A 26,079-nucleotide genomic window follows, 5' to 3' on the forward strand; every position below is an offset into this window, starting at 1 on the left:
CCCGCCCCGGGAGCCGCCTCAGTGGCGGTGGACCCGGTTGGCGATCGCGTGACCGATGAACAGGTAGACGACCGCTGCCAGGCCGTAGCCCGCCACCACCCGTGCCCACGCCTCGTCGAACGTGAACAGGTCACGTGACCAGCCGGCCAGCCAGTTGGCCGCGTCATGCACGAACTGGACCAGGTCGTTGCCCCGGTTGGCGTCCAGCAGGTACATGAGGATCCACAGCCCGAGGATGACGGCCATGACGTCCGCGACCACCGCTATGACCGTTCCGGCGGAGTTGGAACCACTGCGATATCGAGACATGACTTCCGTCTGGCCCCGGAATCCCGGTTGAAACGTGGAGTGTTCGCTCTTCGTGCGCCCGTGGCTATGAGTTGAGCTCCGCCAGCACCCGGAGCGTCGTCCGGTCCGGGGCGAGGACCAGCAGGTCCGTCACCGGCCCCTTGCGCCAGGACTCCAGCCGCTCGGCGACGCGTTCGCGCGGGCCGACCAGGGAGATCTCGTCGGCGAAGGCGTCCGGGACGGCCAGCACCGCCTCCTCGCGCCGCCCGGCCAGGAACAGCTCCTGGATGCGCCGGGCCTCCTCCTCGTATCCCATGCGGGCCATCAGGTCGGCGTGGAAGTTGCGGGTGGCGTGGCCCATGCCGCCGATGTAGAAGCCGAGCATGGTCTTCACGGGGAGCAGACCCTCGCCGACGTCGTCACAGATCCGTGCCTGGGCGAGGGGCGCGACCCGGAAGCCGTCGGGCAGCTCCGCCACCGCCGGGCCGTACGCGTCCGGCCGGTCGGGCGACCAGTACAGCGGCAGCCAGCCGTCGGCGATACGGATCGTCTGGGCGACGTTGCGCGGACCCTCCGCGCCCAGCAGCACCGGCAGGTCGGGGCGCAGGGGGTGGGTGATGGACCTGAGCGGTCTGCCGAGGCCGGTCGCGTCCGGGCCGCGGTAGGGATGGGAGTGGAAGCGGCCGTCCAGTTCCACCGGCGCCCGGCGGCGCAGCACCTGGCGCACCACGTCCACGTACTCCCGGGTCGCGGTCAGGGGGGACTTGGGGAACGGCCGGCCGTACCAGCCCTCCACCACCTGGGGGCCGGACAGGCCGAGCCCGAGCATCATCCGGCCGCCGGAGAGATGGTCCAGGGTCAGGGCGTGCATCGCGGTCGTGGTGGGGGAGCGGGCGGCCATCTGCGCGACCGCCGTGCCCAGTTCGATCGTCGATGTGCGGGCGGCGATCCAGGTGAGAGCCGTGAAGGCGTCCGAGCCCCAGGACTCCGCCGTCCACACGGAGGCGTAACCGAGCCGTTCCGCCTCGCGCGCCAGCTCCACGTGGTCGGGGGAGGGGCCGCGGCCCCAGTAGCCGAGCGCCAGACCGAGCCGCATGCCCGCCTCCTGACGGTGTGTCAGACAAGGGAAGGCTGCGACTGTACGACAACGGCCCCCCGCCCGGAAGGGCGAGGGGCCGTGCGTGAAGCGGTGCGGGAGCCGGGGCTCAGCCGCGCTGGATGCCGGAGGCGTCCCGCAGGACACCGCGGCGGCCGTCCTGGGTCTGGGCGACCAGACCCTGGGCGCCCTGCTCGACCGCGAGGTACCAGGTGCCCGGCGCCAGTTCGGCGATCGGCATCGGCGCGCCGTCCTCCGCGTACAGCGGACGCGGCACCGGCACGGCGAACCAGAACGGGGAGAAGTCCCCGCCCGACGGCTGCGCCGGACCCGGCTGGGCGCCGAACGGCGGCTGACCCGGCTGGCCCTGCTGCGGCGGAGCGCCGAACGCCGACGGCTGCTGCGGGGCGCCCGGGTAGCCGTAACCGGCGGGCGGCTGCGCGCCGTACGGCTGAGGGGCGGCCGGCCTGGGGGCCGGCACGAGCGCGGCCTGCAGGGCGGGCACCAGCGGGGTGGCGACCGCGCCGGCGGCCAGCAGCAGCGCGGCGATCAGGCCCAGGATCAGACCGGAGCCCGTCTCGATGTCGGTGCTGCCGAAGGTGTCGCTGAACGCACCGAGCGGGTCGATGATCGTCCAGAACGCCGTCCACGCGGCGAAGACCGTCAGCGCCACACCGAACTGCCCCAGGTCGATGCCGGCCACCTTGCGCGGCTGCGGCAGCGCGCGGGCCACGACGATCAGGGCGGCACCGATGATTCCGCCGAGATACATGCTCATTACGAGGCCGAGGTTGTCCCAGGCGTTCGGGACGTCACTGCCGGAGCCGTCGAACGTGTCCAGGAACGACGCGATGAACAGCAATACCGCTGCTCCGATCACCACGCCGTCGCCTCGAGTGAGGGAGCGGATATTCACTTCAGGTCCTTCGTCAGTCGTCTCGTCATCGGTACACGCATACACATATCGGTAGAGGCGTCGCTGTCACCATGTCGCCGTCAGGCCCCTGTGTGAAGCGCGGGGGTGGCCCCTCATCGTAGGGACGACACTATCGTCACCACGATCGCGCTGTCCGCCGGGATGAGCGCCCTGATCACTACCCGCGCAGGAAACTCACGATTCCCTCAGAGATCCCCTGCGCCGCCTTCTGCCGCCAGGCGCCACTGGTCAGCAGCGCCGCGTCCTTGGTATCGCGCATGTTGCCGCACTCGATGAACACCTTGGGAACCGTTGACAGATTGAGACCGCCCAGGTCCTCACGCGTGACGAGACCGGTGCCGTCGCCGACGTAGTTGGACGGTGAAGTGCCCGTCGCCCGGGTGAAGTCGCCCGCGACGAGCTTCCCGAGGTCCTTCGACGGGCCGACGATGGCGCGGGTGTCCGCGCCGCCCTCGTGCACCGCGCCCGGCAGGATCACATGGAAGCCGCGCTGCCCGGCCGCGGCGCCGTCGGCGTGGATCGAGACGACCGCGTCGGCGTGCGCCGCGTTCCCGATCCGGGCGCGCTCGTCGACACACGGGCCGAACGGCCGGTCCCCGTCCTGCGTCAGCCGCACCGTGGCGCCCTGCTGCTGGAGCAGTGTGCGCAGCCGATGGGCCACGTCCAGCGTGAACTCCGCCTCGCTGTAACCGGAGTTCGTGGACGTACCCGTCGTGTCGCACTCCTTCCGGTTGGTGCCGATGTCCACCTGGCGATTGATGTCGGCGGTGTGCCGGTAGTTGGTGGGGTTGTGGCCGGGGTCGATGACGACGACCTTGCCCCGGAGCGAGGTTGCGCCGGAACCGGCCGGGGCCGGGGCGGTGCCCGTACCGACACCCGTCTTCCCGTCACCGCCCGCACCGCCGGCGCTCCCCGCACCGCCCGAGCCGTCCGAGCCGTTCGCGGGGGAGCTCAGGACACTCGGCGCCGCACCCGCACCCGTCCCGGGCCCGTCCGTCCCGCCGCCCCCGGTCCCGCCCAGCGCCTCGTACGCCAGCCAGCCGAGCAGTGCCCCGGGCACCAGCGCGGCGAGCGCCACGGTCAGCGGGCGGCGCAGCGGCGAGCGGCGCGGCCGCGGGGGACCGAAGGGATCGGAGGGATCGGAGGGATCGAAGGGACCGGGGTTCGAGCCTGCGTACGACACGCCTGCCACCCTAACGGCCACCCCGACGAGGTCTCACGGGGACGGCGGCCGGACGGATGACGGGCGTCCGGCCGGTCGCCTCCGCTCGGCGGTCAGGGTGCGGAGGTCCGGCGTGGGAGCCACGTCAGTGTCAGGACCGCTCCCGCCAGCAGCACGCCCGTACCGGTGCGGAAGGCCAGGGCGTACCCCTCCGTCAGTGCCTCCGGCGTGCCGCGTCCCGCGGTGCGCGCGGACGCGAGCGTCGACAGCACCGCCAGGCCCAGCGCGCCGCCCATCGTGCGGGAGGTGTTGACCAGGCCGGACACCAGACCCGTCTCGCCCGGTGCCGCGCCCGAGATGGCCAGCGAGGCGAGCGGGGTCGAGGCCAGGCCGGCGCCCAGCATCATCAGGACGCCCGGCAGCATGATCCCGGTGACGTAGCCGCCGTCCGCGCTCATCGTCGACTGCCAGGCGAAGCCGGTCGCCGCGAGCAGCGTGCCCAGCGTGGCCACGGTGCGTGCCCCGGCCGTGTGCATGAGACGGGGGGCGAGTTTCGCGGCGAGGACGATGGCCAGCGAGCTCGGCACGAGCGCCAGGCCGGCCTCCAGCGGGGTGTAGCCCAGGACGTTCTGTGCGTACAGCGTCATGAAGAACCACATGGAGAACATGGCCGAGCCGTTCACGAACATCGCCGCGTTCGCCGCCGACACCGCCCGCAGCCGGAACAGCCCGAGCGGCATCAACGGGTCCGCCGTCCGGGCCTCCACGGCGAGGAACAGGCCGATCGACGCGAGCCCGGCGGCCAGCGGGACGAGGGTGGCCGACGCCGTCCACCCCTCGGCCTCCGTCCGTGAGATGCCGTACGCCAGCGTGGCGAGGCCGGCCGTGACCAGCAGCGCGCCCGGCAGGTCCGGGCGGCGGCCGTCCCCGGCCCGGCTCTCGGTCAGCCACCACAGCGAGCCGGCCAGCAACAGCACACCGAAGGGGACGTTGATCAACAGGACCCAGCGCCAGGACATGAGGTCCACCAGCGCTCCGCCGACGAGCCCGCCCGCGGCCCCGCCACCCGCGCCGACCGCCGTCCACGTGGCGATGGCCCGGGCCCGCGCGGCGCCCTCCGGCACGGCGGAGGTGACGATCGTCAGCGTCGCGGGCGCGAGGATCGCCGCGCCCAGCCCCTGCACGGCCCGCGCGAGCAGCAGTTGCCGGCCGTCCTGCGCCAGGCCGCCGGCCAGCGAGGCCAGCGTGAACAGGGCGAGGCCGGTGAGGAACATCCGCTTGCGGCCGTAGAGGTCGCCCGCCCGGCCGCCGAGCAGCATGAACCCGGCGAAGGCGATCGAGTAGGCGTTCACCACCCAGTGCAGGCCCGAGGCGCTCATTGCGAGATCCGCCCGGATCGACGGCAGCGCCACGTTCACCACGGACATGTCGAGCACGACGAGGAACTGTCCGGCGCAGGCGAGTGCCACGAGCAGCCAGGCGGGAGCGGTGGGACGGCGGGATCTCCGGGCGCGGGTGGTGTCGGCGGTTTCCAGCATGGGCGTCATGGTCTCAACCGGGTTGCGCCCCTTGCATCGGGATTTGGACCTAGGGCGCGGGTGGGAGGCCGTCCCGGGACGGCGCTGGCTCAGGAGGCGGTGAAGTCGGCGATGTGGTCGGTGGCCCAGACGGTGAAGGAGCGGGCGGGGTGGCCGGTGAGTTCCTCGACGGTGCGGGTGAGGGCGACGGGCCTGCCGTCCGTGGACGCCCACCAGGCGAGGAGGGCGTCGGCGTAGACGGCGGGGATGTGCCCGTCGGTCTCCTTCTTCCACTCCTCGGCGGTGACGTGCTTGACGGCGATGGCACGGCCGGTGACGGCGGCGAGCCGGTCGATCTGCTCGGCGAACGTCAGGGACTCGGGGCCGGTGAGGGTGAACCGGCCGCCGCGGTGCCGGGGGTCGGTGAGGACGGCGTGGGCGGCCTCGGCCAGGTCGCTCTCGTGGAGGGGGTCGGTGTGGGCGCCGGGGAAGGGCAGGCTGACGGGCTGTCCGGCCCTGACGGGCCAGGCCCAGGACGCGGCGTTGGAGGCGAAGGAGCCCGGTCGCAGGAGGGTGGTGGCGATCGGGGAGGCGAGCAGCGCCCGCTCCACGGCCAGATGCGAGCCGGCCAGGGGGTCGTCCTTCGGCTCGGAGTCGAGCACGCCCAGGACGCTCGAGCTGGACAGCACCACGACATGGGTGACGCCGGCCCGGTGGGCCTGGTCGACGAACTCGGTGACGTGGTCGGGGGTCGCGTAGAGGAAGACGGAGGTGACGCCGGCCAGGGCGGCGGGGAAGGTCGCCGGGTCGGTGAGGTCGAGGGTGACCGTCTCGACGCCGGGAGGCGCGGCGAGGTCGGCACGGGCGGCCGAGCCGACCCGCACGGGTATGCCGTCGGCGTGCAGGAGGGCGAGCAGCCGGGTGGCGACCGCGCCGCGGCCTCCGGTGATCAGGATCATGACGGTTCCTTTTCCGAGTGCTGTGACTTCTTGGTGCCGCGAGGACTTCTCGGTGCCGCGAGGTCTGGGTGCTGCGGGTTCCGAGGTGCGGCGAACGTTGTTCGTGGCGAACGCTGTTTGTGGCGAACACTGTTCGCCGGTGCCGTCTCGACACTAGGGAGCGAACGCTGTTCGTGTCAAACACTGTTCGTGACGGTCGGGGTTCGTGGCGACCGGCGTTCGTGCCCGTCGCCCCTCCCCGTTACCCTCTCCACGTGACCCCCGAGCCGATCAGCCGCCGCGCGCGGCCCGCCAAGGCCCCTCTCAGCCGCGAGGCGATCGTGCGTGCCGGGCTGGCCATCCTCGACCGCGACGGGCTGGACGCGCTGACCATGCGCCGCGTCGCCAAGGAGCTCGACACCGGGCCGGCCTCGCTCTACGTCTATGTCGCCAACCGCGACGACCTGATGGCCGCGATGCTGGACGAGGCGCTCGCCCGGGTCCCGCTCACCGCGGAGGGCACCTGGCGGGAGCAGCTGCACGCGCTGGTCGCGGCGACCGTCGAGGCCATGAGCCGGCACGAGGGGCTGGCCGCCGTCGCCCTCGGCGCTATCCCCACCGGCGCCAACGCCCTGCTCGTCATCGACCGCATGCTCGCGCTGCTCAAGCAGGGCGGCCTCGACGACATCACCGCCGCCTGGGCCGTCGACCTGCTCCATCTCCACAGCGCGGCGGCCGCCGCCGAACAGAGCGCCTACCTCACCAAGGGGGGCAAGGAGGAGACCGTCGTGGCGGACGCCGACCGTCACTACGCGGCCCTGCCCGCCGACCGCTACCCGATGATCACCGCGCTGCGACCGGCCCTGTTCTCGCCCGGCGACCGTGACACCTGGGGCCTGGACGTGCTGCTCAGCGGCATCCTCCAGACCCCCGCCCGCTGAGACGCGGCGCCGCCCCCGGTCGGCTCCCGGCCGTCGCTTCCGCGGGGGAAACCTCCAGGGGAACCTTCAAGAGAAGATAAAGAAATCGTTAGTACGCCGAAGCATCGGAATAGTTGCCCATGCATACAGGTTCGGTCTCCATGTATCCCTGACGCACCGCCCCCGGAGGCCCCACCTCATGACGCACACGACGACCGGCCGGCCCACCCGCGAAGCGAGCGGAGCCGTGGTCCCGGTACTCGCCTTCGCGGGCATCGTGGTCGCGGTGATGCAGACCCTGCTCGTCCCGGTCATCAAGGACCTGCCCCAACTGCTGGGCACCGCGCCCAGCAACGCCACCTGGGTCCTGACCTCGACCCTGCTGTCGGGCGCCGTGGCCACTCCGATCATGGGCCGCCTCGGCGACCTGTACGGCAAGCGGCGCATGCTGATAGCCAGCCTCGCGGTGATGGTCGTCGGCGCGCTGGTCAGCGCCCTCACCAGTGACCTGATCACGATGATCGCCGGCCGCACCCTCCAGGGCTTCGCGATGGGCGCGATCCCGCTCGGCATCGGCCTGATGCGGGACATGCTGCCGCGCGAGAAGCTCGGCTCGGCGATGGCCCTGATGAGCTCCTCGATCGGCGTCGGCGGCGGCCTCGCCCTGCCGCTCGCGGCCCTGATCGCCCAGCACGCCGACTGGCACGCCCTGTTCTACGGCGCCGCCGGCCTCGGAGCCCTCGCCATCGCCCTCACCCTCCTCGTCGTCCCCGAGTCCCCGGCGCGTGCCGAGGGCACCTTCGACGTCGCCGGCGCGATCGGCCTCTCCACCGGTCTGGTGCTCTTCCTGCTGCCGATCACCAAGGGCAGCGACTGGGGCTGGACCTCCGGCACCACCCTCGGCCTCTTCGCCGCCGCGGCCGTCGTCCTCGTCCTGTGGGGCGTGATGGAGCTGCGGCTGAAGGCCCCGCTCGTCGACCTGCGCACCACGGCCCGACCGGCCGTCCTCTTCACCAACCTCGCCTCGATCATGGTCGGCGTCTCGTTCTACGTCGTCTCCCTGGTCCTGCCGCAGCTGCTCCAGCTGCCGAAGGCCACCGGCTACGGCCTCGGCCAGTCGATGGTCACCGCCGGTCTGCTCGTCGCGCCGCTCGGCCTGACGATGATGTTCACCGCGCCCGTCTACGCCAAGCTGTCCGCCAAGTACGGCCCCAAGTTCACCCTGATCCTCGGCATGCTGATCATCGCGATCGGCTACGGTGCGGGCCTCGGCCTGATGAGCGCCGCCTGGCAGAGCCTCGTCATCGCCGTCGTCCTCGGCGCCGGCATCGGCCTCGCGTACTCCTCCCTGCCCGCGCTGATCGTCGGCGCGGTCCCGGCCTCGGAGACCGGCGCGGCCAACGGCCTCAACACCCTGATGCGGTCCATCGGCACCTCGGTGTCCAGCGCCGTCATCGGCATGGTGCTGGCCAACACCGCGAACAACGTCGGCGGCGTCGCCGTACCGACCATGCACGGCTTCCGGGTCTCCTTCCTGATCGCCACCGCCGCCGTCGCGGTCGGCCTGCTCCTCGCCCTCTTCCTGCCCAGGCAGCAGCGCCCGTCGGCCGTGCCGCAGCTGCGCGCCAGCAGCGAGGAGGAAGACAACCTGAAGCACGCCGAGGAGGTCCTGCGGGGCTTCCGCGGCCGGGTCCTGGACGCCGACGGCGTCCCGGTCGCCCGCGCCAAGGTCACGCTCATCGACCGCCGCGGCCGCCAGGCCGGCGCCACCCTGTCGCAGGAGGACGGCAGCTACGCCCTCGCCGTCCCGGCCCAGGGCGCGTACGTCCTCGCCGCCAAGGCCACCGGCCACGGCCCGCTGGCGAGCTCCGCGACCCACGCGGGCGACGAGCGTCCGGTCGACCTGGACCTGGCCCTGCCCGGCGAGACGGTCAGCGCCTGACCCCGCGCGCGCCTCGGCCCGCCGTTTCCGCACCCCCTGTCGCCTCGGCGGCGGGGGGTGCGGCAGCATGGGCGGCCGTACGCACGGACCACCCGCGCGCATGGACAACCACCGCAACGACCACCACGCACGGACCCCGGAGGACCCCCTATGCCCGCGGCACCCAAGCCCGAGATCCTGGCCGCGTTCGAGGCGGCGAAGGGGTTCATGCCGGTCGACGAGGGCCTCGCCCTGTACGCGGCCGCCGTCGAGGCGGGTGCGCTCGGGCTGCCGCTGCTCGAGGTCGGCACCTACTGCGGGCGCTCCACGATCCTGCTCGCGGACGCGGCCCGGCAGACCGGCGTCAGCGCGCTCACCCTCGACCACCACCGGGGCAGCGAGGAGCAGCAGCCCGGCTGGGAGTACCACGACCCGGAGACCGTCGACCCCGAGGTCGGTCTGATGGACACCCTGCCCACCTTCCGCCGGACCCTGCACCGCGCGGGCCTGGAGGAGCATGTGGTCGCCCTGGTCGGACGTTCGCCGCGCATCGCCGCGTTCTGGAACTCGCCCCTCGGCCTCGTGTTCGTCGACGGCGGCCACACCGACGAGCACGCCACCTCCGACTACGAGGGCTGGGCACCGCACGTCGCCGAGGGCGGGCTCCTCGTCATCCACGACGTGTTCCCCGACCCGGTCGACGAGTTCACCGGCCAGGCCCCCTACCGCGTCTACCTCCGGGCCCTGGCCTCCGGCGCCTTCACCGAGGTCTCGGACACCGGCTCGCTGCGCGTGCTGCGACGCACGGGCGCGGGCATCTAGGGCGCGGTCACGACGGTTTCGCCTCGGGGCGGCGGCGACGGAGGTACGCCGCTGCCAGGACCACGAGGACCAGGGCGCCCGCGGTCCAGGCCCAGGGGTGACTGGAGACTCGGAGGGGCGAGGCCGGCGAGGCGTCGAGCGGGATGACGGCGACGTCGTTGGCCGGGGTGCGGTCGAACGGGTTGTACGTGCGGATGGTGCCCTCGGCCCCCTGGACCTGACGGTCGATGCGGACGTGGAAGTCGATCGCGGTGGTGCCCCCTTCGTGCCGCGCTTCGTAGAGGCCGTCGTGGCCGATCTCGCAGACGAACGCCCCGCCGGGCTTCTCCGGTCGCGCGCAGGCCCACTTCCCTTCGTCCCCCTCGAAGACGTACGGGATCGAGGTGACCGTGGTGCCCTCCGGCGGGACCACCTCGAAGCGGCCCTGGTCCTCTTCGCCCCGCACCCGGCCGGGACCGAGGTCCTCCAGCCCGAGTCGCACCTTCACCGTGTCACCGACCCGGCCCCGCACGGTCGCGGTGACCGGACGGTAGTCGACCTGCACGGTGGTGGTGATCCCGAGCCTGCCGTGAGTGTCGTCGAAGTCCTGGGCGGCCGTGCGGACCAGGGTGAGCGGGGCGCCGGTGCCGCGCACGGTGTGGTCGGCGGGGCGGGACGGCGGCGACGACCAGGTGTAGGTCACCTCGCCGCTCAGTCTCCCGGGCGGCGTGAGCGTGTAGACCAACGGCGCGCCGGTGCGGTAGGCGGCGCCCGCCGCGGCCTTCGTGGGGAAGGTGCACCAGGTGGAGGTGGGCGCGGGGCCCGCGTAGAAACAGTTGCTGTGCAGGGCGGTCAGCGTCACCCCCTCCGACACGTTGACCTGGAGGGCGACGCCCGCCTCCGTGGGGAAACGGGTGTTGTTGGCCAACCGTGCCGTGAGGTTCGCGGACTTGCCCGGTGCCAGCCCGCTCACGCCCTTCTCCTGCCCGGGCGCGGTCAGTGTCGGACCGCCCACGGTCATCCGGGTGGTGCCGGTGATGGTCGGCGCGTTGTCGGCGGTCGCGGTGTACGTCACCGTCCCGCTGTCGCCCGGCTCGACGCCGTCCACCCCGAGGAGGGCGAGGGGGTTGTAGCTCTCGCCGTCGCCGTTCTGCAAGTTGCCGTATTCGCAGGTGTAGATCGGGCCCTCAGCCTTGCACATGCCCCCTTCGCCGAGCCGGGCGACGCCTCCCAGGCCCGACGCGTCCACGACGACCCGGACGTTGCGGGCCGGTTCGCCGCCCTTGCTCCGCTCGACGAAGACGGGGACGGGGAAGCCGTTGTTCGAAGCCGCGGCCCCCTGGTCGGCGTTGTACATGACGTACGTCTTCGGCGTCTCGAACCGCATCACGACCTGCTCGGAGCCGTCGGCGGCGGCCGGTGCCACCGCCGTGGCGAACAGTGCCGCGACACTCGCCGCCAGCGCGGCAGGACGCCTGAGGATCCGTATCGGTAAAGACATGCGGGCACTATGCCAGCGCCGGTCCGGACCTCTGCGGCCACCCCTTGCAACCGGCCCTCACCGCAGGGTCCTTCACGCCCGGCCCGGCCGGCCTTCGCGGCCGGTCCTCACAGCCAGCCCTGCTGCCGAGCCTCCCGCATCGCCTCCATGCGGTTGCGGGTCCCCGTCTTCCCGATCGCGGAGGACAGGTAGTTGCGGACCGTGGACTCCGACAGGTGCAGCCTGGCGGCGATGTCGGAGACGGTCGCGCCGTCCACGGAGGCCTTCAGGACGTCGCACTCGCGGGCGGTGAGCGGGTTCGGGCCGGCGCTCAGCGCGGCGGCGGCCAGTGCCGGGTCCACGACCGTCTCGCCGGCCAGCACCCGGCGGATCGCCGCCGCCAGCTCCTCCACCGGGCCGTCCTTGACCAGGAACCCCGAGGCCCCGGCCTCCATGGCCCGGCGCAGATAGCCGGGCCGGCCGAACGTGGTCAGGATCAGCACCCGGCAGCCGGGCGCCTGGTCGCGCAGCTCGGCGGCCGCGTCCAGGCCGCTGATGCCGGGGAGTTCGATGTCGAGGAGCGCGACGTCCGGCCGGTGGAGGAGCGCGGCGTCCACGATCGCGTCCCCGGTGCCCACCTGCGCGACGACCTCGATGTCGGTCTCCAGCCCCAGCAGCAGGGCCAGCGCCCCGCGCATCATTCCCTGGTCCTCCGCGAGCAGCACCCTGATGGACTTGGCGGGGCGGTGGTCGTCGGGCATCTCGTTCACGGGCCAACCCGGCATCTCGGTCACGGGCCCAGGTTAGGGCCGGCGGCCACGGACGGCACGGTGTCCGCGGGCTGCGCGGCCGCGGCGGACCGTATCCCTTCGGGTTCGGTGGCCTTGTCGGTGTCGGTGTCGGTGCCGGTGCCGGTGCCGGTGCCGGTGCCGGTGGCGGTGCCCGGGTGTGGCATCGGGAGTTCGACCGGCAGTTCCGCCGTGACCGTGAAGCCGCCGCGTGGTCCCGGGCCCGCCGTCAGGGTGCCGCCCGCCGCCGCCAGGCGTTCGCGCAGGCCGGTGATTCCGGTGCCGCTGCCCGGCGCGCAGCAGCCGTCGCCGCCCGTGTCACCGTGGTCGCAGTCGCTGCTGCCTCCACTGCTGCTGCCGCCGTCGTCCGTCACCGTCAGCCGGACCCGCTCGGGAGTGCCCGAGACCGTGATCCCGCAGTGGCTCGCGTCGCTGTGCCGGACGACGTTGGTGACCGCCTCGCGCACCACCCAGCCGAGCAGGGCCGCGGTCCTCGGGTCCGGCGGCGGCCCCGACCGGCTCACCGACGGTTCGACGCCCGCCGCCGTCAGGGCCGAGCGGGCCCGGTCCAGCTCGCCGGCCAGGCTGCCCTCGCGGTAGCCGGTGACCGCCTCGCGGATCTCGGTCAGCGCCTGGCGGCCCACCGCCTCGATGTCGGTGACCTGGGAGAGGGCCGCGTCCATGTCGCGCGGCGCCAGCCGCCGGGCCGCCTCCGACTTCACCACGATCACCGACAGGGTGTGGCCGAGCAGGTCGTGCAGATCGCGGGAGAAGCGCAGCCGCTCCTCCTCCACCGCCCGGCGGGCGAGTTCCTCACGGGCGGCGCGCAGCTCCCGTACGGCCTCGGAGAGGGAGAGGATCGCGGCCGTCACCATCGTCGAGATCCAGGTGGCGTAGGCGATGGTGAGACCGTCCCAGCCGTCGCGGACACAGGCGACCGCGCCCGCCAGGACGGCGACGGCGGTACCGATGCTGCGCAGCTGGGGGCCGCGCAGTACCGCGCCGGTCGCGAGGCCGAACAGCGGGAGGAAGAGCAGCCAGCTGCCGCCGTAGCCGAGGGCGAGCCCGCAGGTCACGAGGCCCAGCAGCACCAGCGCCACCCGCGTGGAGGTGGCCTCGCGGGCCTCCTTCACGAAGGCGCGGAAAGCGACGTAGATGTAGAGCGAGTTGAACGCCAGCAGGCCCAGGCTGCCGATCCAAGGGTTGGCGTCGCCCTGGAAGACGTTGGAGAACGCGCCCATCCCCATCAGCAGCCACGGCAGCAGCGTGAAGCCGCTGGCCGGCGGGCCCGGGTCCTCGGGAATCCGCCCGGCCCGCAGGGCGCTGCGGTGCTCGGCCTTGAAGCGCTCCTTGTCCGCTCTCCAGTGCCGCCGGTGCTCCCGCGCCGTACGGAACGCCGAGCGCCAGGCGTCCCGGCGGCAGGTCGCCGCGCGGCGCCGGTCCTCGAATGACCTGGTCATATGTCCGTCCCCCGTTCCCGCGTCCTCCACGGTCGTGTGCCTGTCTTCGACGCTACGTTTCCGCGCCCGCTCGCGGCAGTGCCGGATGTACGCGGTCGGGCAGGACAAATGTCATCGGCACCCGTTTCTGACATGCCGTCAGGTGTCTTCACAACTTCCGGGGCCTGGGCTATACAGGGGGTCGCCGCACTGGAACGCGTTCTAGATCCGTTCTGGGCAGGGCGGGTTCCGCGGCCCCGTGACGGCCTCGGTGCGGCCGATCGGTGCGGACGGCCGTGCCGAGGTCTTGGAACCACGCGATCCATCCGATCCATCCGATCCATCCGATCGATCCGAGCGATCAGGAGCTCCATGCCCATCGACGCAGCCAAGGCGCTCGCCGCCGAACCCCGGACCGGCGAGATCACCTGGGACCGCCGGGACGTCCAGCTGTACCACCTCGGCATCGGCGCGGGCGTCCCGGCCACCGACCCCGACGAACTGCGCTACACGCTGGAGTCCCGGCTCCACGTACTGCCGAGCTTCGCCACCGTCGCCGGCTCCGGCTCGCCCGGCGTGATCAGCGGACTGTCCATGCCCGGCGTCGAGGTCGACCTCGCCCGTGTCCTGCACGGCGGCCAGCGGCTGGAGATCCACCGCCCCATCCCGGTGACCGGCCGGGCGACCGCCACCGGACGCATCGCCGCCGTGTACGACAAGGGCAAGGCCGCCGTCCTGGTCATGCGCACCGAGGTCGCCGACGCGGACGGGCCGCTGTGGACCAACGACGCCCAGATCTTCGTCCGGGGAGAAGGCGGCTGGGGCGGCGACCGGGGCCCCTCCGCCCGGCTCGAGCCGCCCTCCGGTGAGCCCGACAAGGTGGTCGAGCGGACCGTCCGCGAGGACCAGGCCCTGCTCTACCGCCTCTCCGGCGACTACAACCCGCTGCACGCCGACCCGGAGTTCGCGAAACTCGCCGGATTCGACCGGCCCATCCTGCACGGCCTGTGCACCTACGGCATCACGCTCAAGGCGGTCGTCGACACGCTGCTCGACGGCGACGTCGGCCGGGTGCGCGGCTACGCCACGCGCTTCGCCGGTGTGGTGTTCCCGGGAGAGACCCTGCGGATCCGCATGTGGCGCGGGGAAGACGCCGTCCGGGTGGCCGTGAGCGCCGTACAACGGGACGACGCGCCCGTCCTCGCCGACACGCTCGTCGAACACTCCTGAATCACCGGGACCGCCGGGACCGCCGGGTCACCTGAACCACTCGGACCACCGGGGTCGCTGAACCACTCGCACCACCACCTCCAGCAGCAGCTGAATTCACCTCCACAACCGCCCAGCATCCGAGGGGACCCGAGGGGAGCCGCACCATGCGCGCAGCCGTACTGCACGAGATCGGCCAGGACAAGCTGGAGGTCCTCGACGACGTCGAGGCGGTGGGCTTTGGCCCCGGACGGGTCAGGATCCGGGTGCGGGCCACGGGCCTGTGCCACTCGGACCTGTCCGCGATGGGCGGGGTGCTCCCGCAGCCCGCGCCCTTCGTGCCCGGCCACGAGGGTGCGGGCGAGGTCCTGGAGGTGGGGGAGGGCGTCACCCGGGTGAAGCCCGGTGACCGGGTCGTCGTCTGCTGGCTGCCGGCCTGCGGGGCGTGTCCCGCGTGCAAGCGCGGCCAGACCGAACTGTGCCTGGCCGGGTTCATGAACGCGGGCACCCCCAACTTCCGACGCCCCGGCGGAGACGTCTTCGGCTTCGCCGGCACCGGAACCTTCGCCGAGGAGGTCGTGGTCGACGCGGGCTGCGCGGTCCCGATCCCCGACGACGTCCCCTTCGACATCGCCGCGCTCATCGGCTGCGGAGTGACCACGGGCCTGGGAGCCGCCCTCAACACGGCGGACGTCGAAGCCGGTTCGTCGGTCGCCGTCATCGGCTGCGGAGGCGTCGGCATCTCCGCGATCCAGGGCGCGCGCCTCAAGGGCGCCGCCGAGATCGTCGCCGTCGACCCGGTCGCCTCGCGCCGGGAGGCCGCCCTCGCGTTCGGCGCCACGAAGGCCGTCTCGCCGGACGAACTGCCCGGAGCGAAGCAACTGGTCACCGGCGGCGAGGGGTTCGACTACGTCTTCGAGGTCGTCGGCCGCTCCGCCACCGCCCGCACCGCGTACGACAACACCCGGCGCGGCGGCACCCTCGTCGTCGTCGGCGCGGGCGCCCTGGACGACTTCCTCCAGCTCAACATGTTCGAGCTGTTCTTCGACGAGAAGCGGATCCTGCCCTCGATGTACGGCGGCGGGGACGTCCTGCGTTCCTACGAGCGGACGATCGCCCTGTGGCGGGCCGGCCGGATCGACCTGTCGGGCCTGATCACCCACCGGGTGGCGCTCACCGAGATCAACGAGGCGCTGGACCAGATGCGCACCGGGGCGGCGCTCCGTACGTGCATAGAGATCTGAGGGGTGACCGTCCGGATGGCACTGCCACTTGAGGGGCTGGCCGCGATCGTCACCGGTGCCGGGCGCGGCCTAGGCCGGGCCGAGGCGCTGGAGTTGGCGCGGCTGGGCGCGGCCGTCGTCGTCAACGACTACGGTCAGCCCGGCCGGGACGGGTCGGGCGAGGCGTCGGCCGGCCCCGCCGAGGAGGTCGCGCGGGAGATCCGGTCGGTCGGCGGCACCGCGCTCGCCCACACCGGGGACGTCGCCGACTTCGAACAGGCGCGTGCGCTGGTCGAGTTGACGATCCGTGAGTTCGGCAAGCTGGACATACTGGTCAACAACGCGGGCATCCTGCGCGACCGCATGGTCTTCTCGATGGCCGAGGACGAGTGGGACGCGGTCGTCCGGGTCCACCTCAAAGGGCACTTCAACACGACCCGTTTCGCCGCCGCCCACTGGCGGGACCGGTCCAAGGCGGCGGGCGGTCCGGTGTACGGGCGGATCGTGAACACCTCCTCGGAGGCGTTCCTCGCGGGCTCGGCCGGACAGCCCAACTACGCGGCGGCCAAAGGGGGAGTCGTCGGCCTGACGACGTCCACGGCGCTCGCGCTCGCCAAGTACGGGGTGACGGCCAACGCCATCTGCCCCCGCGCCCGCACCCGGATGACGGAGGACGTCTTCGCCGGGTTCGCACAGCCCGACGAGGGCGGCCTCGACCCGCTCGCACCCGAGCATGTGGCCCCGCTGGTCGGCTACTTGGCCTCGCCGGCCGCCGCTCGGATCAACGGACAGCTGCTCGTCGCGCACGGCGGCATGGTCGCCGTCGTCGACCGGCCGCGGGTGCGGGCGAAGTTCGACAGCAAGGAGGACGTGTTCGGCTACGAGGAGCTGGACGCCGTCCTCGGCGCGCACTTCGCGGACCGGCCCCGGGGGGAGACGTTCGCCGCGGCGGAGGTGCTGGGACTGCGGCGAGGGCAGGAGTAAGGGCGCTTCGGCGTCCCGTGGGAGGGCGGGCGGGACGTATGCGAAGGGGCTCCGATCGTCCACGGACGACCGGAGCCCCTTCGGTGTACGGCGTACCGTCAGACCGTTGCCTCGGCCCTGTCCTGGGCCCAACCGTCGGCCCAGCTGTCGGCCCTGTTCTCGGCCGGCTTGCGGTGCCGGCCGTGTGGGGCCGAGTCACCGTCCTGGGACGAGACCGGGCCCCGGTGCCGGCCGTGTCCGGCCGTCTCCTGGGAGTCGGCGGACAGCGGCTGCCTGGTGCTTGTGTCGCTCATCGGAAGAATTCACCCCGTCAACATGATCTTTCTTTACAGCCGGGCGATTTTATCCGGCGCACCGAGGGGCTGATCCAGGCGGCCACGCCAACCGCTGCTACTTCGTTACAAGTCGGCCGAGAGGGGCTTGCTGAAGGGGGACCGGACGGGCCACGGCGGGCGCCGGCCGCGGCGGTTCCTCGTATGGCGAGGCCGCTTCGGACGGCGACGGTGACGGCGCCGACGAAGGCGGTTCGGTGAGCGGTGCCGTCAGCGGTGCCACCCCGCACGGCTCCGCCTCCGTGGCGTACGGCAGCCGGAGAACGCCCTCCGGTGTCCACACTCCACTGCCCGCCAACCATCCCTCAGGTGCCCGGAGTTGATGCAACCGGCGATCGGCGGGACGCCATACGCCCACCCAGGTGCCGAAGGGGCCGTCGATGCGGAGCGCCACCGCGCAGGCCTCGGGGAGGAGCGCCTGGCCGGGCTGGCTCGCGAAGGGGGTGAGAGCGAGGTCCGGCGGGTGCAGCGACTCCGGGAAGCGGACCGGCAGCGTGCTGCCGAGGACTCCCCAGCCCAGCCGTGCCTCGCCCGGCGAGGGCGCGTCCGAGCGGATGAGCAGCAGCCCGCTGTCGGGGTCGGCGAGCAGCAGACGGTCGTCGCTGTCGGCGGCGATCTGCAGCAGGGGCGACACCTCGCCGCCGCGCTCCAGGTCCACGACGATCGTCTTGGTGCGGCCGCCGACCTCACGGTCCAGCGCGAGCATGCGGCCCGTACGGTCCAGCCAGACGCCGCCCGAGCAGCGGCCGGGGATCTCGGCGAGGTACTCGGGGCCGAAGGTGCCGCCCGCGACCAGCCACACGGTCGTCGTACGGCGGCCGACGCCGAGGGCGTACGCGCGTTCGCCGCACGGGGCCGGCGGGAGCAGGTGCAGCCGGGTGCCCTCGTCCGGGCACTCGACGGCGCCCAGCGGCAGCTCGCCCGTGCCCGGGCCGGTCGGATACAGCAGCGAGAACGCGTGCCGTCCCTCGATCGGCCGCCGGATCAGGACCCGGCCGTCGGCCATCGGCTGCACCTCGGTGCCGGGCTCCTCCGGCTGGTTGCCGGGCAGCGGTACGGCGTACGGCTCGGGGCCGTCCAGGGTCCATCGCTCGGGGAACCAGGAGTCACCGGCCCGGGCGAGCCGCGCGGCGTAGGCACCACCGGCCGTGATCACACAGTCCGCCGCGCGCCCACGGTCACCTGCGAACAGGTGGCCAGTGCCGCTTCCACGGTCACCCGCGATCACGCGATCGGGGTGGCTTCCAGGGCCGACCGTGAGGAGGTGGTCAGAGTCGCTTCCACGGTCACCCGTGAGCAGGTGGTCGGACTCGCTCTCACGGCCGGCCGTGAGCACACGGCCCGCGACGGCGTCTTGGCTTCCCCTGAACCCGGGGTCGTCCGTGATCGCGTAGTCCTCCGCGTGCTCCTCCGCGCACGGCGTGGGCCCGGCGGCACCGTCCTCGGGGTCACTCCCGTCCGCAGCGGTGGGCTCGATCGCACAGGCCGGCATCGTCATCGTTCGGTCACCTCCGGCGACGAAGCTAGTTTTCGTACGCACGGACCGGGGACCGCCGGGCGGCCTTCTTCCCTCATAAGAGTGGTGCAGAAGCGATTCGCCTGAGGGCGGTGGGAGGCGTGTGCATCGGCCACCCGTTGACTCCCGGTCGGCGGCCGAGGTGGCCGCGACGGCATCGGCGGCACCGGTACGTGCCGGTGAGACGGCCAGGTAGCCTTTCCCCGTGCCCCGTCTGTCAGAAGTCATCGCCGCGCTGGAGAACCTGTGGCCCGCCGAGCGGGCCGAGTCCTGGGACGCGGTCGGCACGGTCGTGGGCGACCCCGAGCAGGAGGTCACCCGGGTTCTCTTCGCCGTCGATCCCGTCCAGGAGATCGTCGAGGAAGCCGTCAAGCTCGGCGCCGGTCTGATCGTCACCCATCATCCGCTGTATCTGCGCGGGACGACGACCGTCGCGGCCTCCACCTTCAAGGGCCGTGTCGTGCACACCCTCATCAAGAACGACATCGCCCTGCACGTCGCGCACACCAACGCGGACACCGCCGATCCCGGTGTGAGCGACGCCCTCGCCGGTGCGCTCGACCTGCGGGTCGTCCGGCCCCTCGTGCCGGACCCGAGCGACCCCGAGGGGCGGCGCGGCCTCGGCCGCGTCTGCGAACTCGACCACCCGCTCACCGTCCGTGAGCTCGCCGCCCGTGCCGCCGAGCGACTGCCCGCCACCACGCAGGGCATCCGGGCGGCGGGCGACCCGGAGGCGCTGGTGCGGACCGTCGCCGTCAGCGGCGGCTCCGGCGACAGCCTGTTCGACCACGTCCGTGCGGCCGGCGTCGACGCCTTCCTCACCGCGGACCTGCGCCACCACCCGGCGTCGGAGTTCATCGCGGACCGCGCCCACGGCGCCCATTCACCTCTCGCGCTGCTCGACGCGGCGCACTGGGCCACCGAGTGGCCCTGGTGCGAGCTGGCCGCCACCCAGCTCGACGAGATCTCCGACCGGCGGGGGTGGGGCCTGCGGGTCCATGTCTCCCGTACGGTCACCGACCCCTGGACGGCCCACGCGGCGTCCAACACCACCTCTAGCTCAATGGGAGCCCCCAACTGAACGCCGCGCCCGCCGACCAGATCCGACTCCTCGACGTCCAAGCCCTCGACGCCCGTCTCCAGCAGCTCACCCACCTGCGGAGGTCCCTGCCCGAGCACGCCGAGATCGAGTCGCTGAACAAGGACCTCACGCAGCTGCGTGACCTCCTCGTCGCGGCGCAGACCGAGGAGAGCGACACCGCCCGCGAGCAGACCAAGGCCGAGCAGGACGTCGACCAGGTCCGTCAGCGCGCCGCCCGTGACCAGCAGCGGCTCGACTCCGGGGCCGTCACCTCCTCCAAGGACCTGGAGAACCTCCAGCGGGAGATCGTCTCGCTCGCCAAGCGCCAGGGCGACCTCGAGGACATCGTCCTGGAGGTCATGGAGCGCCGCGAGAGCGCGCAGGAGCGCGCCGCCGAGCTGACCGAGCGGGTCGGCTCCGTCCAGGGGAAGATCGACGACGCCCTCGCGCGCCGGGACGCGGCCCTGGAGGGTTTCGACAGCGAGGCCGCCAGCGTCGCCAAGGAGCGCGAGGTCATCGCGGCCTCCGTGCCCGCCGACCTGCTCAAGCTCTACGAGAAGCTGCGCGAGCAGCAGGGTGGCGTCGGCGCGGCCAAGCTCTACCAGCGGACCTGCCAGGGCTGCCGCCAGGAGCTCGCCATCACCGAGCTGGCCGAGATCCGCAAGGCCCCGTCCGACACGGTCGTACGGTGCGAGAACTGCCGTCGCATCCTCGTGCGTACGTCCGATTCGGGTCTGTAGTCGGTCCCGGCAAGTCCGGTCAGCGGCAGTTCCGTCAGCGGTAGTAAGGGGCGTACGTCGTGCGGGAGTTCATCGTCGAGGCCGACGGCGGGTCGCGGGGCAACCCGGGGCCCGCGGGCTACGGCAGCGTGGTGATCGACGCGGCGACGGGGGAGACGCTGGTCGAGCGCGCCGAGTACATCGGCGTCGCCACCAACAACGTGGCCGAGTACCGCGGCCTGGTGGCCGGTCTGCGCGCCGCCCGTGAGCTCGACCCGTCGGCCACGGTGCGGGTGCGCATGGACTCCAAGCTGGTCGTCGAGCAGATGTCGGGCCGCTGGAAGATCAAGCACCCCGACATGAAGCCGCTGGCCGCCGAAGCGGCCCGGATCCTCCCGCCCGGGCAGGTCACCTACGAGTGGATGCCGCGCGAGCGGAACAAGCACGCCGACCGTCTGGCGAACGAGGCGATGGACGCGGGCAAGCGGGGCGAGCAGTGGGACGCCGGGGCGTCGCGGGCCGAGCTCGACGCCCGTGGCCCCGTGACCCCGGCCGCACCCGAGCCGTCCGGCCCGCCCGGCGACGCCACGGCGGGCGCGGCGAAGGCCCGCGAGGCCCTGGCCCGGTCCCGCCCGGCCGCCGACCCGACCGCGGACGCCGTCCAGGAGAAGCCGATGACGACGACCGACGCCGATCTCCGCGCCGCCCGCACGGTCGCCACCTCGACTCCGGCTCCGGCTCCCGCTTCGGCTCCTGCTCCTCCTCCCGCTTCGGCTCAGGCGGCCGCCTCTCCCGTCGAATCCGCCCCCGCCACGCCCGCAGTCGCCCCCTCCGTCGGCTGGGGGGCGGCGCCCGATCTCGGGGCACCCGCCACCTTCGTGCTGCTGCGGCACGGCGAGACGCCGCTCACGCCGCAGAAGCGGTTCTCCGGCAGCGGCGGCACCGATCCCTCCCTCTCGGACGTCGGCCGGGAGCAGGCCGAGCGGGTCGCCGCCGCCCTCGCCCGGCGCGGGACCGTCCAGCACATCCTCGCCTCCCCGCTCGCCCGCACCCGCGAGACGGCCGCGGCCGTGGCCGCCCGCCTCGGCCTCGAGGTCACCGTCGAGGACGGACTGATCGAGACCGACTTCGGGGCCTGGGAGGGGCTGACCTTCGGCGAGGTCCGCGAGCGTCACCCCGAGGACCTGAACGCCTGGCTGGCCGACCCGGAGGCCGAGCCGACCGGCGGCGGCGAGAGTTTCGCGGCGACGGCCACCCGGATCGCGGCCACCCGGGACAGACTGGTCGCGGAGTACGCCGGCCGCACGGTGCTGCTGGTCACCCATGTGACGCCGATCAAGACGTTCGTACGGCTCGCCCTGGGCGCCCCGTCCGAGTCGCTGTTCCGCATGGAGCTGTCGGCGGCCTCGCTGTCGGCGGTGGCCTACTACGCGGACGGCAACGCCAGCGTCCGGCTGTTCAACGACACGTCCCACCTGCGGCCCTGAGCAGCGAGGCGGTCCGCGCGAGCGCCTCGACGCGCGGCCAGTCCCGCGCCGCGACCGCGTCCGCCGGGACCATCCAACTTCCGCCCACGCAACCGACGTTGGGCAGTGACAGGTACTCCGACGCGTTGTCCGGGCCGATCCCGCCGGTCGGGCAGAACCGGGCCTGGGGGAGCGGTCCGGCCAGTGACCTGAGGTAGGCCGTGCCGCCCGCGGCCTGCGCCGGGAAGAACTTCATCTCCCGCACCCCGCGTTCCAGCAGCGCCACCACCTCCGACGTGGTCGACACCCCGGGCAGGAAGGGCAGCCCGGACGCCCGCATCGCCGTCAGCAGGGCGTCCGTCCAGCCGGGACTCACCAGGAACCGCGCGCCGGCCGCCCCGCACGCCGTCACCTGATCCGGCGTGATCACGGTCCCGGCCCCGACGACCGCCTCCGGGACCGACCCGGAGATCTCCCGGATCGCGTCGAGCGCGGCCGGTGTCCGCAGGGTCACCTCGATCGCAGGCAGCCCGCCCGCCACCAGCGCCCGCGCCAGCGGTACGGCGTCGGCGGCGTCCACGACGACCACCACGGGTACGACCGGGGCCAGATCCAGTACCGAGGCAGCCGAAGAGGAGGGCAGGCGTGAGGTCATGCGCCTCATCCTGCCCCCGGTGCGCAGCATGCGCAAAGGTCATTGCATATGTTGCAACAACCCTTCGGTGGGGTGGTGCGTCAGTGCACCTCGTCCACCAGCACATCCAGGGTCCAGGCGGCCGCCCCGGCCTTCGCCTTCGCCGGCGCCTTCTCCTCCACCACGTATCCGAGGTCCCGCAGCGCCTCCACCAGCTCGGCGGGACCCGCGGGGTCGATGCCCGCCGTCAGCAGACTCCGTACGATCCGCCCCTTGGTCGCCTTGTTGAAGTGGCTGACTACCTTCCGGGTCGGCGCGTGCAGCACCCGCACGCTCGCCGTCCGCCCCGCCACCTCACCCTTCGGCTTCCAGGGCGCCGCGTACGCCGCCGACCGCAGGTCCAGCACCAGCCCGTGCCCGGCCGCCTCGGGCAGCACGGACGCCATCGGCGCACGCCAGTACGCGCCCAGCGCCCCCAGCCCGGGCAGCTTCACGCCCATCGAGCAGCGGTAGGACGGGATCCGGTCCGTCACCCGGACGGCACCCCACAGCCCCGAGAAGACGAGCAGCGACCTGGCGGCCCGCCTCTTGGCGGCCGCGTCGAGCGAGGCCAGGTCGAGGGCGTCGTACAGGACACCCGTGTAGATCTCCCCGGCGGGCCTGGCTCCCGCCGTGCGCAGCTCCGTGTTCTTCGCGACCTCGCCGCGCAGCCCCTCGCTCAGCCCGAGCACCTCGCGCGCCTTGTCCTCGTCGGCCGCGCACAGCTCGACCAGCTCGTCGAGGACGGCCTCGCGGGCGGCGCCGAGCCCCGGCAGGGAGAGCGCCTCCGGCTTGAGCGGGGCGCCACGCCCAAAGGACGCCTTGCCTTCGGAGGGCGGCAGCAGGACAAGCACGGGAAATCTCCTTCAATAGAGCTCTGCTGCGACAGCGTACGACGTGCCACGGGACGGCCCGGCCGAGGTCCGCGCCTGCCCGGGACCCGCCCGTCCGCTGCCGCCCGGCGGCATGAAACGGGGTCCGAAGGCGTTGCACCCCCAGCGGCCCGGACGGGAGCGCATGGGGGTGGCGAGTGAGCAGTGAACGTCGTCGTGAACAGGCGCTGTGGACGAGAGCCCGGCTGGGGCGCTGCGGCCCGCCCCTGGACCTCCTCACCGCGCGCTTCGACCGGCACGTCTACGCCCCGCACGCCCACGAGGAGTTCACCGTCGGCGTCTGCGTGGGCGGCTCGGAGATCATCGCCTACCGCGGGGGCCACATCCGTACCGGTCCGGGCTCCATCGTCGTCCTGGCCCCCGGCGAGACGCACACCGGCGGCCCGGGCAACGACACCGACGGCTACGCCTACCGCGCCCTGTACGCCGGCCCCGCCCTCCTCACCGAAGGCACCCTCGGCGGAGTACCGCACTTCCGCGAGCCCCTCCTCGACGACCCGGAACTGGCCGCCGCCCTGCGCCGGACGCACACGGAACTGGCCGCCTGCCCCGACCCCCTGGAAGCCGAGTCCCGCTTCCCCTGGCTGCTGACGGCCCTCGCCCGACGCCACTCCACGGCCCGCCCGGTGTGCGACACGATCCCCGGCGCCGAACACCTCACCCAGGCAGTCCGCACCCGTCTCGCCGACGAACTCCTCGCCCCGCCCTCCCTGGCGGACCTCGCGGCGGACCTCGGCCTGTCCCGCTACCAGCTGCTGCGCGCGTTCCGTACGACGACCGGGATGCCGCCGTACGCCTGGCTGGCCCAGTACCGCGTGGCCCGGGCCCGCGGCCTGCTGGAGTCCGGGCTGCGCCCCGCGGAGGTCGCCGGCCTCGTCGGCTTCGCGGACCAGGCCCACCTCACCCGCTGGTTCCGCCGCGTGCTGGGCGTGACCCCGGCCGCGTACCGCAACAGCGTTCAAGACACCTGACCGGGGCCCGGCCGACACTCCCCGTATGACTGCACGCGGCTGGTTCCTGTTCTCCCTGATGGGAGTGGTGTGGGGCATCCCCTACCTGATGATCAAAGTGGCGGTGGAGGACCTCTCCCCGTCCATGGTCGTGTTCACCCGATGTGCGCTGGGCGCGGCCCTCCTGCTCCCCTTCGCGCTGCGGCAACGGGGCCTGACACGGACGGTACGGGCGCACTGGAAGCCCATGCTGGCCTTCGCGGTCATCGAGATCATCGGCCCCTGGTTCACCCTCACCGACGCGGAACGCCACCTGTCGAGCTCCACGGCGGGCCTGCTGATCGCGGGCGTGCCGATCGTCGGAGTGACCCTCTCCCGCTTCTTCGGCGACACGGAAACGCTGGGCGTGCGGCGGGTGACGGGCCTGGCGCTGGGCCTCGCCGGGGTCGCGGTCCTCACCGTCCCGCACCTCACCGGCGGCGACACCCTCTCCCTGGTTGAGGTCCTGCTGACCGTCCTCGGCTACGCGACGGCGCCCCTGATAGCCGCCCGCCACCTCAAGGACGTCCCGTCCCTCCACCTCACGGCGCCCTGCCTGGCCCTGGCCGCCCTGGTCTACGCACCGGCCGCGGCCGTCACCCGGCCCGCGGAGCTGCCCGCCCCGTCCGTGCTGGCGGCCCTCGCGGGCCTGGGCGTCATCTGCACGGCGGTCGCCTTCGTCGCCTTCATGGAGCTGATCAAGGAGGCGGGGCCCACCCGCGCCACGGTCATCACCTACGTCAACCCGGCCGTAGCGGTGGCGGCGGGCGCCCTGTTCCTCGACGAACCCCTGACGGCGACGATCGTGGCCGCCTTCACCCTGATCCTGGCGGGCTCGGTCCTCGCGACGGCCTCGGGCCCGAAGAGCGACGCGCGCCCGGTAGCATGGTCGACACGGCAGACGAGCCGGGCGGACGGCCGCGTGGAGTCCCTCACGGGACTTCCCGAGGAACGTCCGGGCTCCACAGGGCAAGGTGGTGGCTAACGGCCACCCGGGGTGACCCGCGGGACAGTGCCACAGAAAACAGACCGCCGGGGACCTCGGTCCTCGGTAAGGGTGAAACGGTGGTGTAAGAGACCACCAGTGCCCAGGGTGACCTGGGCAGCTAGGTAAACCCCACCTGGAGCAAGGTCAAAAGGAAACACCCCGGTGTTTCTGCGTGGACGTCCGAGGGCTGCCCGCCCGAGTCCACGGGTAGACCGCACGAGGCCGGCGGCAACGCCGGCCCTAGATGGATGGCCGTCTCCCCGGCCGCCGCGAGGCAGCCGGGCGACAGAACCCGGCGTACAGCCCGACTCGTCTGCCGCTCTGGCCCATTGGTCAGCGAAGCTGCTGGTCAGAGCCCTTATTGTTGGAAGAGAGGGGTTGATCAAACCCCGTTCCGTACCCGTTCAAACGGGGTCGCGCGGCTACGAGCGTAGCCATCAAAGTAGCCGTAGTGCGCCAATTTGGAGAACGGCTGTGTGGGATTTGGGCAGCCATACACGCGTTGTCGAGTGGAGAGTGGCGCGGGATGTCGCCCGCGAGCGCGTCAGGCTTGATCAAGGTGATGAGTCCGGTGCATTGGGTGGTGAGGTGGGCAGGGTCGGGGTGAGTACGGTGAACGGGGGATGTGCGGCGAAGGTGGCGGAGCCGGGCATCGTGTCGATGGCGCACCTGTCCCGTGCGGGCCTCAATTTGTGACGAAGGACTGCAGAGTGGTGGCC

At 72.7% G+C, this 26,079-nt stretch carries 23 protein-coding genes, 1 other RNA gene and 1 pseudogene; 12 read left to right on the forward strand and 13 right to left on the reverse strand.

Translation table 11 applies throughout. The features are described 5' to 3' along the window. Positions 1-18: 18 nt before the first annotated feature. The 6 genes from OG933_RS30425 to OG933_RS30450 form a co-directional block, all read right to left on the reverse strand. A complete protein-coding gene (locus tag OG933_RS30425; RefSeq protein WP_054238057.1) occupies positions 19-309 on the reverse strand; it encodes a hypothetical protein in 291 nt (96 codons plus the stop codon). A 64-nt stretch (positions 310-373) separates the two neighbouring features. Beyond that, positions 374-1,384: an LLM class F420-dependent oxidoreductase gene (locus OG933_RS30430; protein WP_362524008.1), complete on the reverse strand. Its 1,011-nt coding sequence runs from the start codon at positions 1,382-1,384 to the stop codon at positions 374-376. Between the two features lie 109 nt (positions 1,385-1,493). Next, positions 1,494-2,300, reverse strand: coding sequence for a hypothetical protein (locus tag OG933_RS30435; RefSeq protein WP_362524006.1), 807 nt, complete (start codon positions 2,298-2,300; stop codon positions 1,494-1,496). Between the two features lie 178 nt (positions 2,301-2,478). After that, positions 2,479-3,504: an N-acetylmuramoyl-L-alanine amidase gene (locus OG933_RS30440; RefSeq protein WP_405629931.1), complete on the reverse strand. Its 1,026-nt coding sequence runs from the start codon at positions 3,502-3,504 to the stop codon at positions 2,479-2,481. 92 nt (positions 3,505-3,596) lie between these two features. Further along, positions 3,597-5,030, reverse strand: a complete 1,434-nt coding sequence (locus tag OG933_RS30445; protein WP_405629933.1) for an MFS transporter — start codon at positions 5,028-5,030, stop codon at positions 3,597-3,599. Between the two features lie 80 nt (positions 5,031-5,110). Next, positions 5,111-5,959: an NAD(P)H-binding protein gene (locus OG933_RS30450; RefSeq protein ID WP_405629936.1), complete on the reverse strand. Its 849-nt coding sequence runs from the start codon at positions 5,957-5,959 to the stop codon at positions 5,111-5,113. 254 nt (positions 5,960-6,213) lie between these two features. Here OG933_RS30450 and OG933_RS30455 point away from each other — a divergent pair, with 254 nt between their 5' ends. From OG933_RS30455 to OG933_RS30465, 3 genes are all read left to right on the forward strand, one after another. Next, positions 6,214-6,879: a TetR/AcrR family transcriptional regulator gene (locus OG933_RS30455; protein ID WP_054238052.1), complete on the forward strand. Its 666-nt coding sequence runs from the start codon at positions 6,214-6,216 to the stop codon at positions 6,877-6,879. 178 nt (positions 6,880-7,057) lie between these two features. Next, entirely contained in the window at positions 7,058-8,800 is a 1,743-nt protein-coding gene (locus OG933_RS30460; protein ID WP_362523998.1) for an MFS transporter, read from the forward strand. Positions 8,801-8,950: 150 nt separating this feature from the next. Next, the gene (locus tag OG933_RS30465) at positions 8,951-9,601 is read left to right on the forward strand and encodes a class I SAM-dependent methyltransferase (RefSeq protein WP_327182749.1); all 651 of its coding nucleotides are present in this window, start codon (positions 8,951-8,953) and stop codon (positions 9,599-9,601) included. 7 nt (positions 9,602-9,608) lie between these two features. On the opposite strand, the gene OG933_RS30470 is transcribed toward OG933_RS30465, so the two are convergent. The 3 genes from OG933_RS30470 to OG933_RS30480 all read right to left on the reverse strand — a co-directional run bounded on the left by OG933_RS30470 (position 9,609) and on the right by OG933_RS30480 (position 13,308). Beyond that, the gene (locus OG933_RS30470) at positions 9,609-11,081 is read right to left on the reverse strand and encodes a hypothetical protein (protein WP_405629940.1); all 1,473 of its coding nucleotides are present in this window, start codon (positions 11,079-11,081) and stop codon (positions 9,609-9,611) included. Positions 11,082-11,188: 107 nt separating this feature from the next. Next, positions 11,189-11,821, reverse strand: coding sequence for a response regulator transcription factor (locus OG933_RS30475; RefSeq protein WP_362265128.1), 633 nt, complete (start codon positions 11,819-11,821; stop codon positions 11,189-11,191). Positions 11,822-11,850: 29 nt separating this feature from the next. Beyond that, the gene (locus OG933_RS30480) at positions 11,851-13,308 is read right to left on the reverse strand and encodes a sensor histidine kinase (RefSeq protein ID WP_405629943.1); all 1,458 of its coding nucleotides are present in this window, start codon (positions 13,306-13,308) and stop codon (positions 11,851-11,853) included. Positions 13,309-13,659: 351 nt separating this feature from the next. Between OG933_RS30480 and OG933_RS30485 the strand changes: the two genes are divergently transcribed. The 3 genes from OG933_RS30485 (at position 13,660) to OG933_RS30495 (ending at position 16,703) form a co-directional block, all read left to right on the forward strand. Beyond that, on the forward strand, positions 13,660-14,517 hold the full coding sequence (locus OG933_RS30485; protein ID WP_020126832.1) for a MaoC/PaaZ C-terminal domain-containing protein: 858 nt from the start codon (positions 13,660-13,662) through the stop codon (positions 14,515-14,517). 146 nt (positions 14,518-14,663) lie between these two features. After that, positions 14,664-15,740 carry a Zn-dependent alcohol dehydrogenase gene (locus tag OG933_RS30490; protein WP_362523989.1) on the forward strand — a complete coding sequence of 359 codons (1,077 nt, stop codon included), beginning with the start codon at positions 14,664-14,666 and terminating at the stop codon, positions 15,738-15,740. Positions 15,741-15,755: 15 nt separating this feature from the next. Continuing rightward, positions 15,756-16,703 (forward strand): 3-oxoacyl-ACP reductase, encoded by a 948-nt coding sequence (locus OG933_RS30495; RefSeq protein WP_405629946.1) that lies wholly within the window; start codon positions 15,756-15,758, stop codon positions 16,701-16,703. Positions 16,704-16,801: 98 nt separating this feature from the next. On the opposite strand, the gene OG933_RS30500 is transcribed toward OG933_RS30495, so the two are convergent. After that, complete coding sequence (locus tag OG933_RS30500; protein WP_267020231.1) at positions 16,802-16,996, reverse strand: hypothetical protein; 195 nt, start codon at positions 16,994-16,996, stop codon at positions 16,802-16,804. Positions 16,997-17,093: 97 nt separating this feature from the next. Next, on the reverse strand, positions 17,094-18,533 hold the full coding sequence (locus OG933_RS30505; RefSeq protein WP_405629948.1) for a hypothetical protein: 1,440 nt from the start codon (positions 18,531-18,533) through the stop codon (positions 17,094-17,096). 223 nt (positions 18,534-18,756) lie between these two features. Between OG933_RS30505 and OG933_RS30510 the strand changes: the two genes are divergently transcribed. From OG933_RS30510 to OG933_RS30520, 3 genes are read left to right on the forward strand one after another with little or no spacing between them, the layout of a single operon-like run. After that, entirely contained in the window at positions 18,757-19,632 is an 876-nt protein-coding gene (locus OG933_RS30510) for a Nif3-like dinuclear metal center hexameric protein (protein WP_405629950.1), read from the forward strand. Beyond that, positions 19,629-20,372 (forward strand): zinc ribbon domain-containing protein, encoded by a 744-nt coding sequence (locus tag OG933_RS30515; RefSeq protein WP_405633571.1) that lies wholly within the window; start codon positions 19,629-19,631, stop codon positions 20,370-20,372. Before OG933_RS30510 ends, OG933_RS30515 begins: the two co-directional genes overlap by 4 nt. A gap of 59 nt (positions 20,373-20,431) precedes the next feature. Continuing rightward, complete coding sequence (locus tag OG933_RS30520; protein WP_405629952.1) at positions 20,432-21,838, forward strand: bifunctional RNase H/acid phosphatase; 1,407 nt, start codon at positions 20,432-20,434, stop codon at positions 21,836-21,838. Here OG933_RS30520 and eda read toward each other — a convergent pair. Both eda and yaaA read right to left on the reverse strand, forming a co-directional pair. Beyond that, a complete protein-coding gene (gene eda / locus OG933_RS30525; protein WP_405629955.1) occupies positions 21,810-22,472 on the reverse strand; it encodes a bifunctional 4-hydroxy-2-oxoglutarate aldolase/2-dehydro-3-deoxy-phosphogluconate aldolase in 663 nt (220 codons plus the stop codon). The two genes, OG933_RS30520 and eda, sit on opposite strands and share 29 nt — an antisense overlap. 80 nt (positions 22,473-22,552) lie before the next feature. Beyond that, positions 22,553-23,344 carry a peroxide stress protein YaaA gene (gene yaaA, locus OG933_RS30530; protein WP_405629957.1) on the reverse strand — a complete coding sequence of 264 codons (792 nt, stop codon included), beginning with the start codon at positions 23,342-23,344 and terminating at the stop codon, positions 22,553-22,555. 176 nt (positions 23,345-23,520) lie between these two features. On the opposite strand from yaaA, the gene OG933_RS30535 reads away from it, so the two are divergent. The 3 genes and pseudogenes from OG933_RS30535 to rnpB all read left to right on the forward strand — a co-directional run bounded on the left by OG933_RS30535 (position 23,521) and on the right by rnpB (position 25,676). After that, positions 23,521-24,354, forward strand: coding sequence for a helix-turn-helix domain-containing protein (locus tag OG933_RS30535; RefSeq protein WP_405629960.1), 834 nt, complete (start codon positions 23,521-23,523; stop codon positions 24,352-24,354). Positions 24,355-24,379: 25 nt separating this feature from the next. Next, a pseudogene (locus tag OG933_RS30540) lies at positions 24,380-25,159 on the forward strand (DMT family transporter); the annotation flags it as partial. Positions 25,160-25,274: 115 nt separating this feature from the next. Next, an RNA gene (gene rnpB, locus OG933_RS30545) (RNase P RNA component class A) lies at positions 25,275-25,676 on the forward strand. Positions 25,677-26,079 lie beyond the last annotated feature (403 nt).

The organism is Streptomyces sp. NBC_00016 (assembly GCF_045040885.1).
GTDB classification, from domain to species: domain Bacteria; phylum Actinomycetota; class Actinomycetes; order Streptomycetales; family Streptomycetaceae; genus Streptomyces; species Streptomyces coriariae.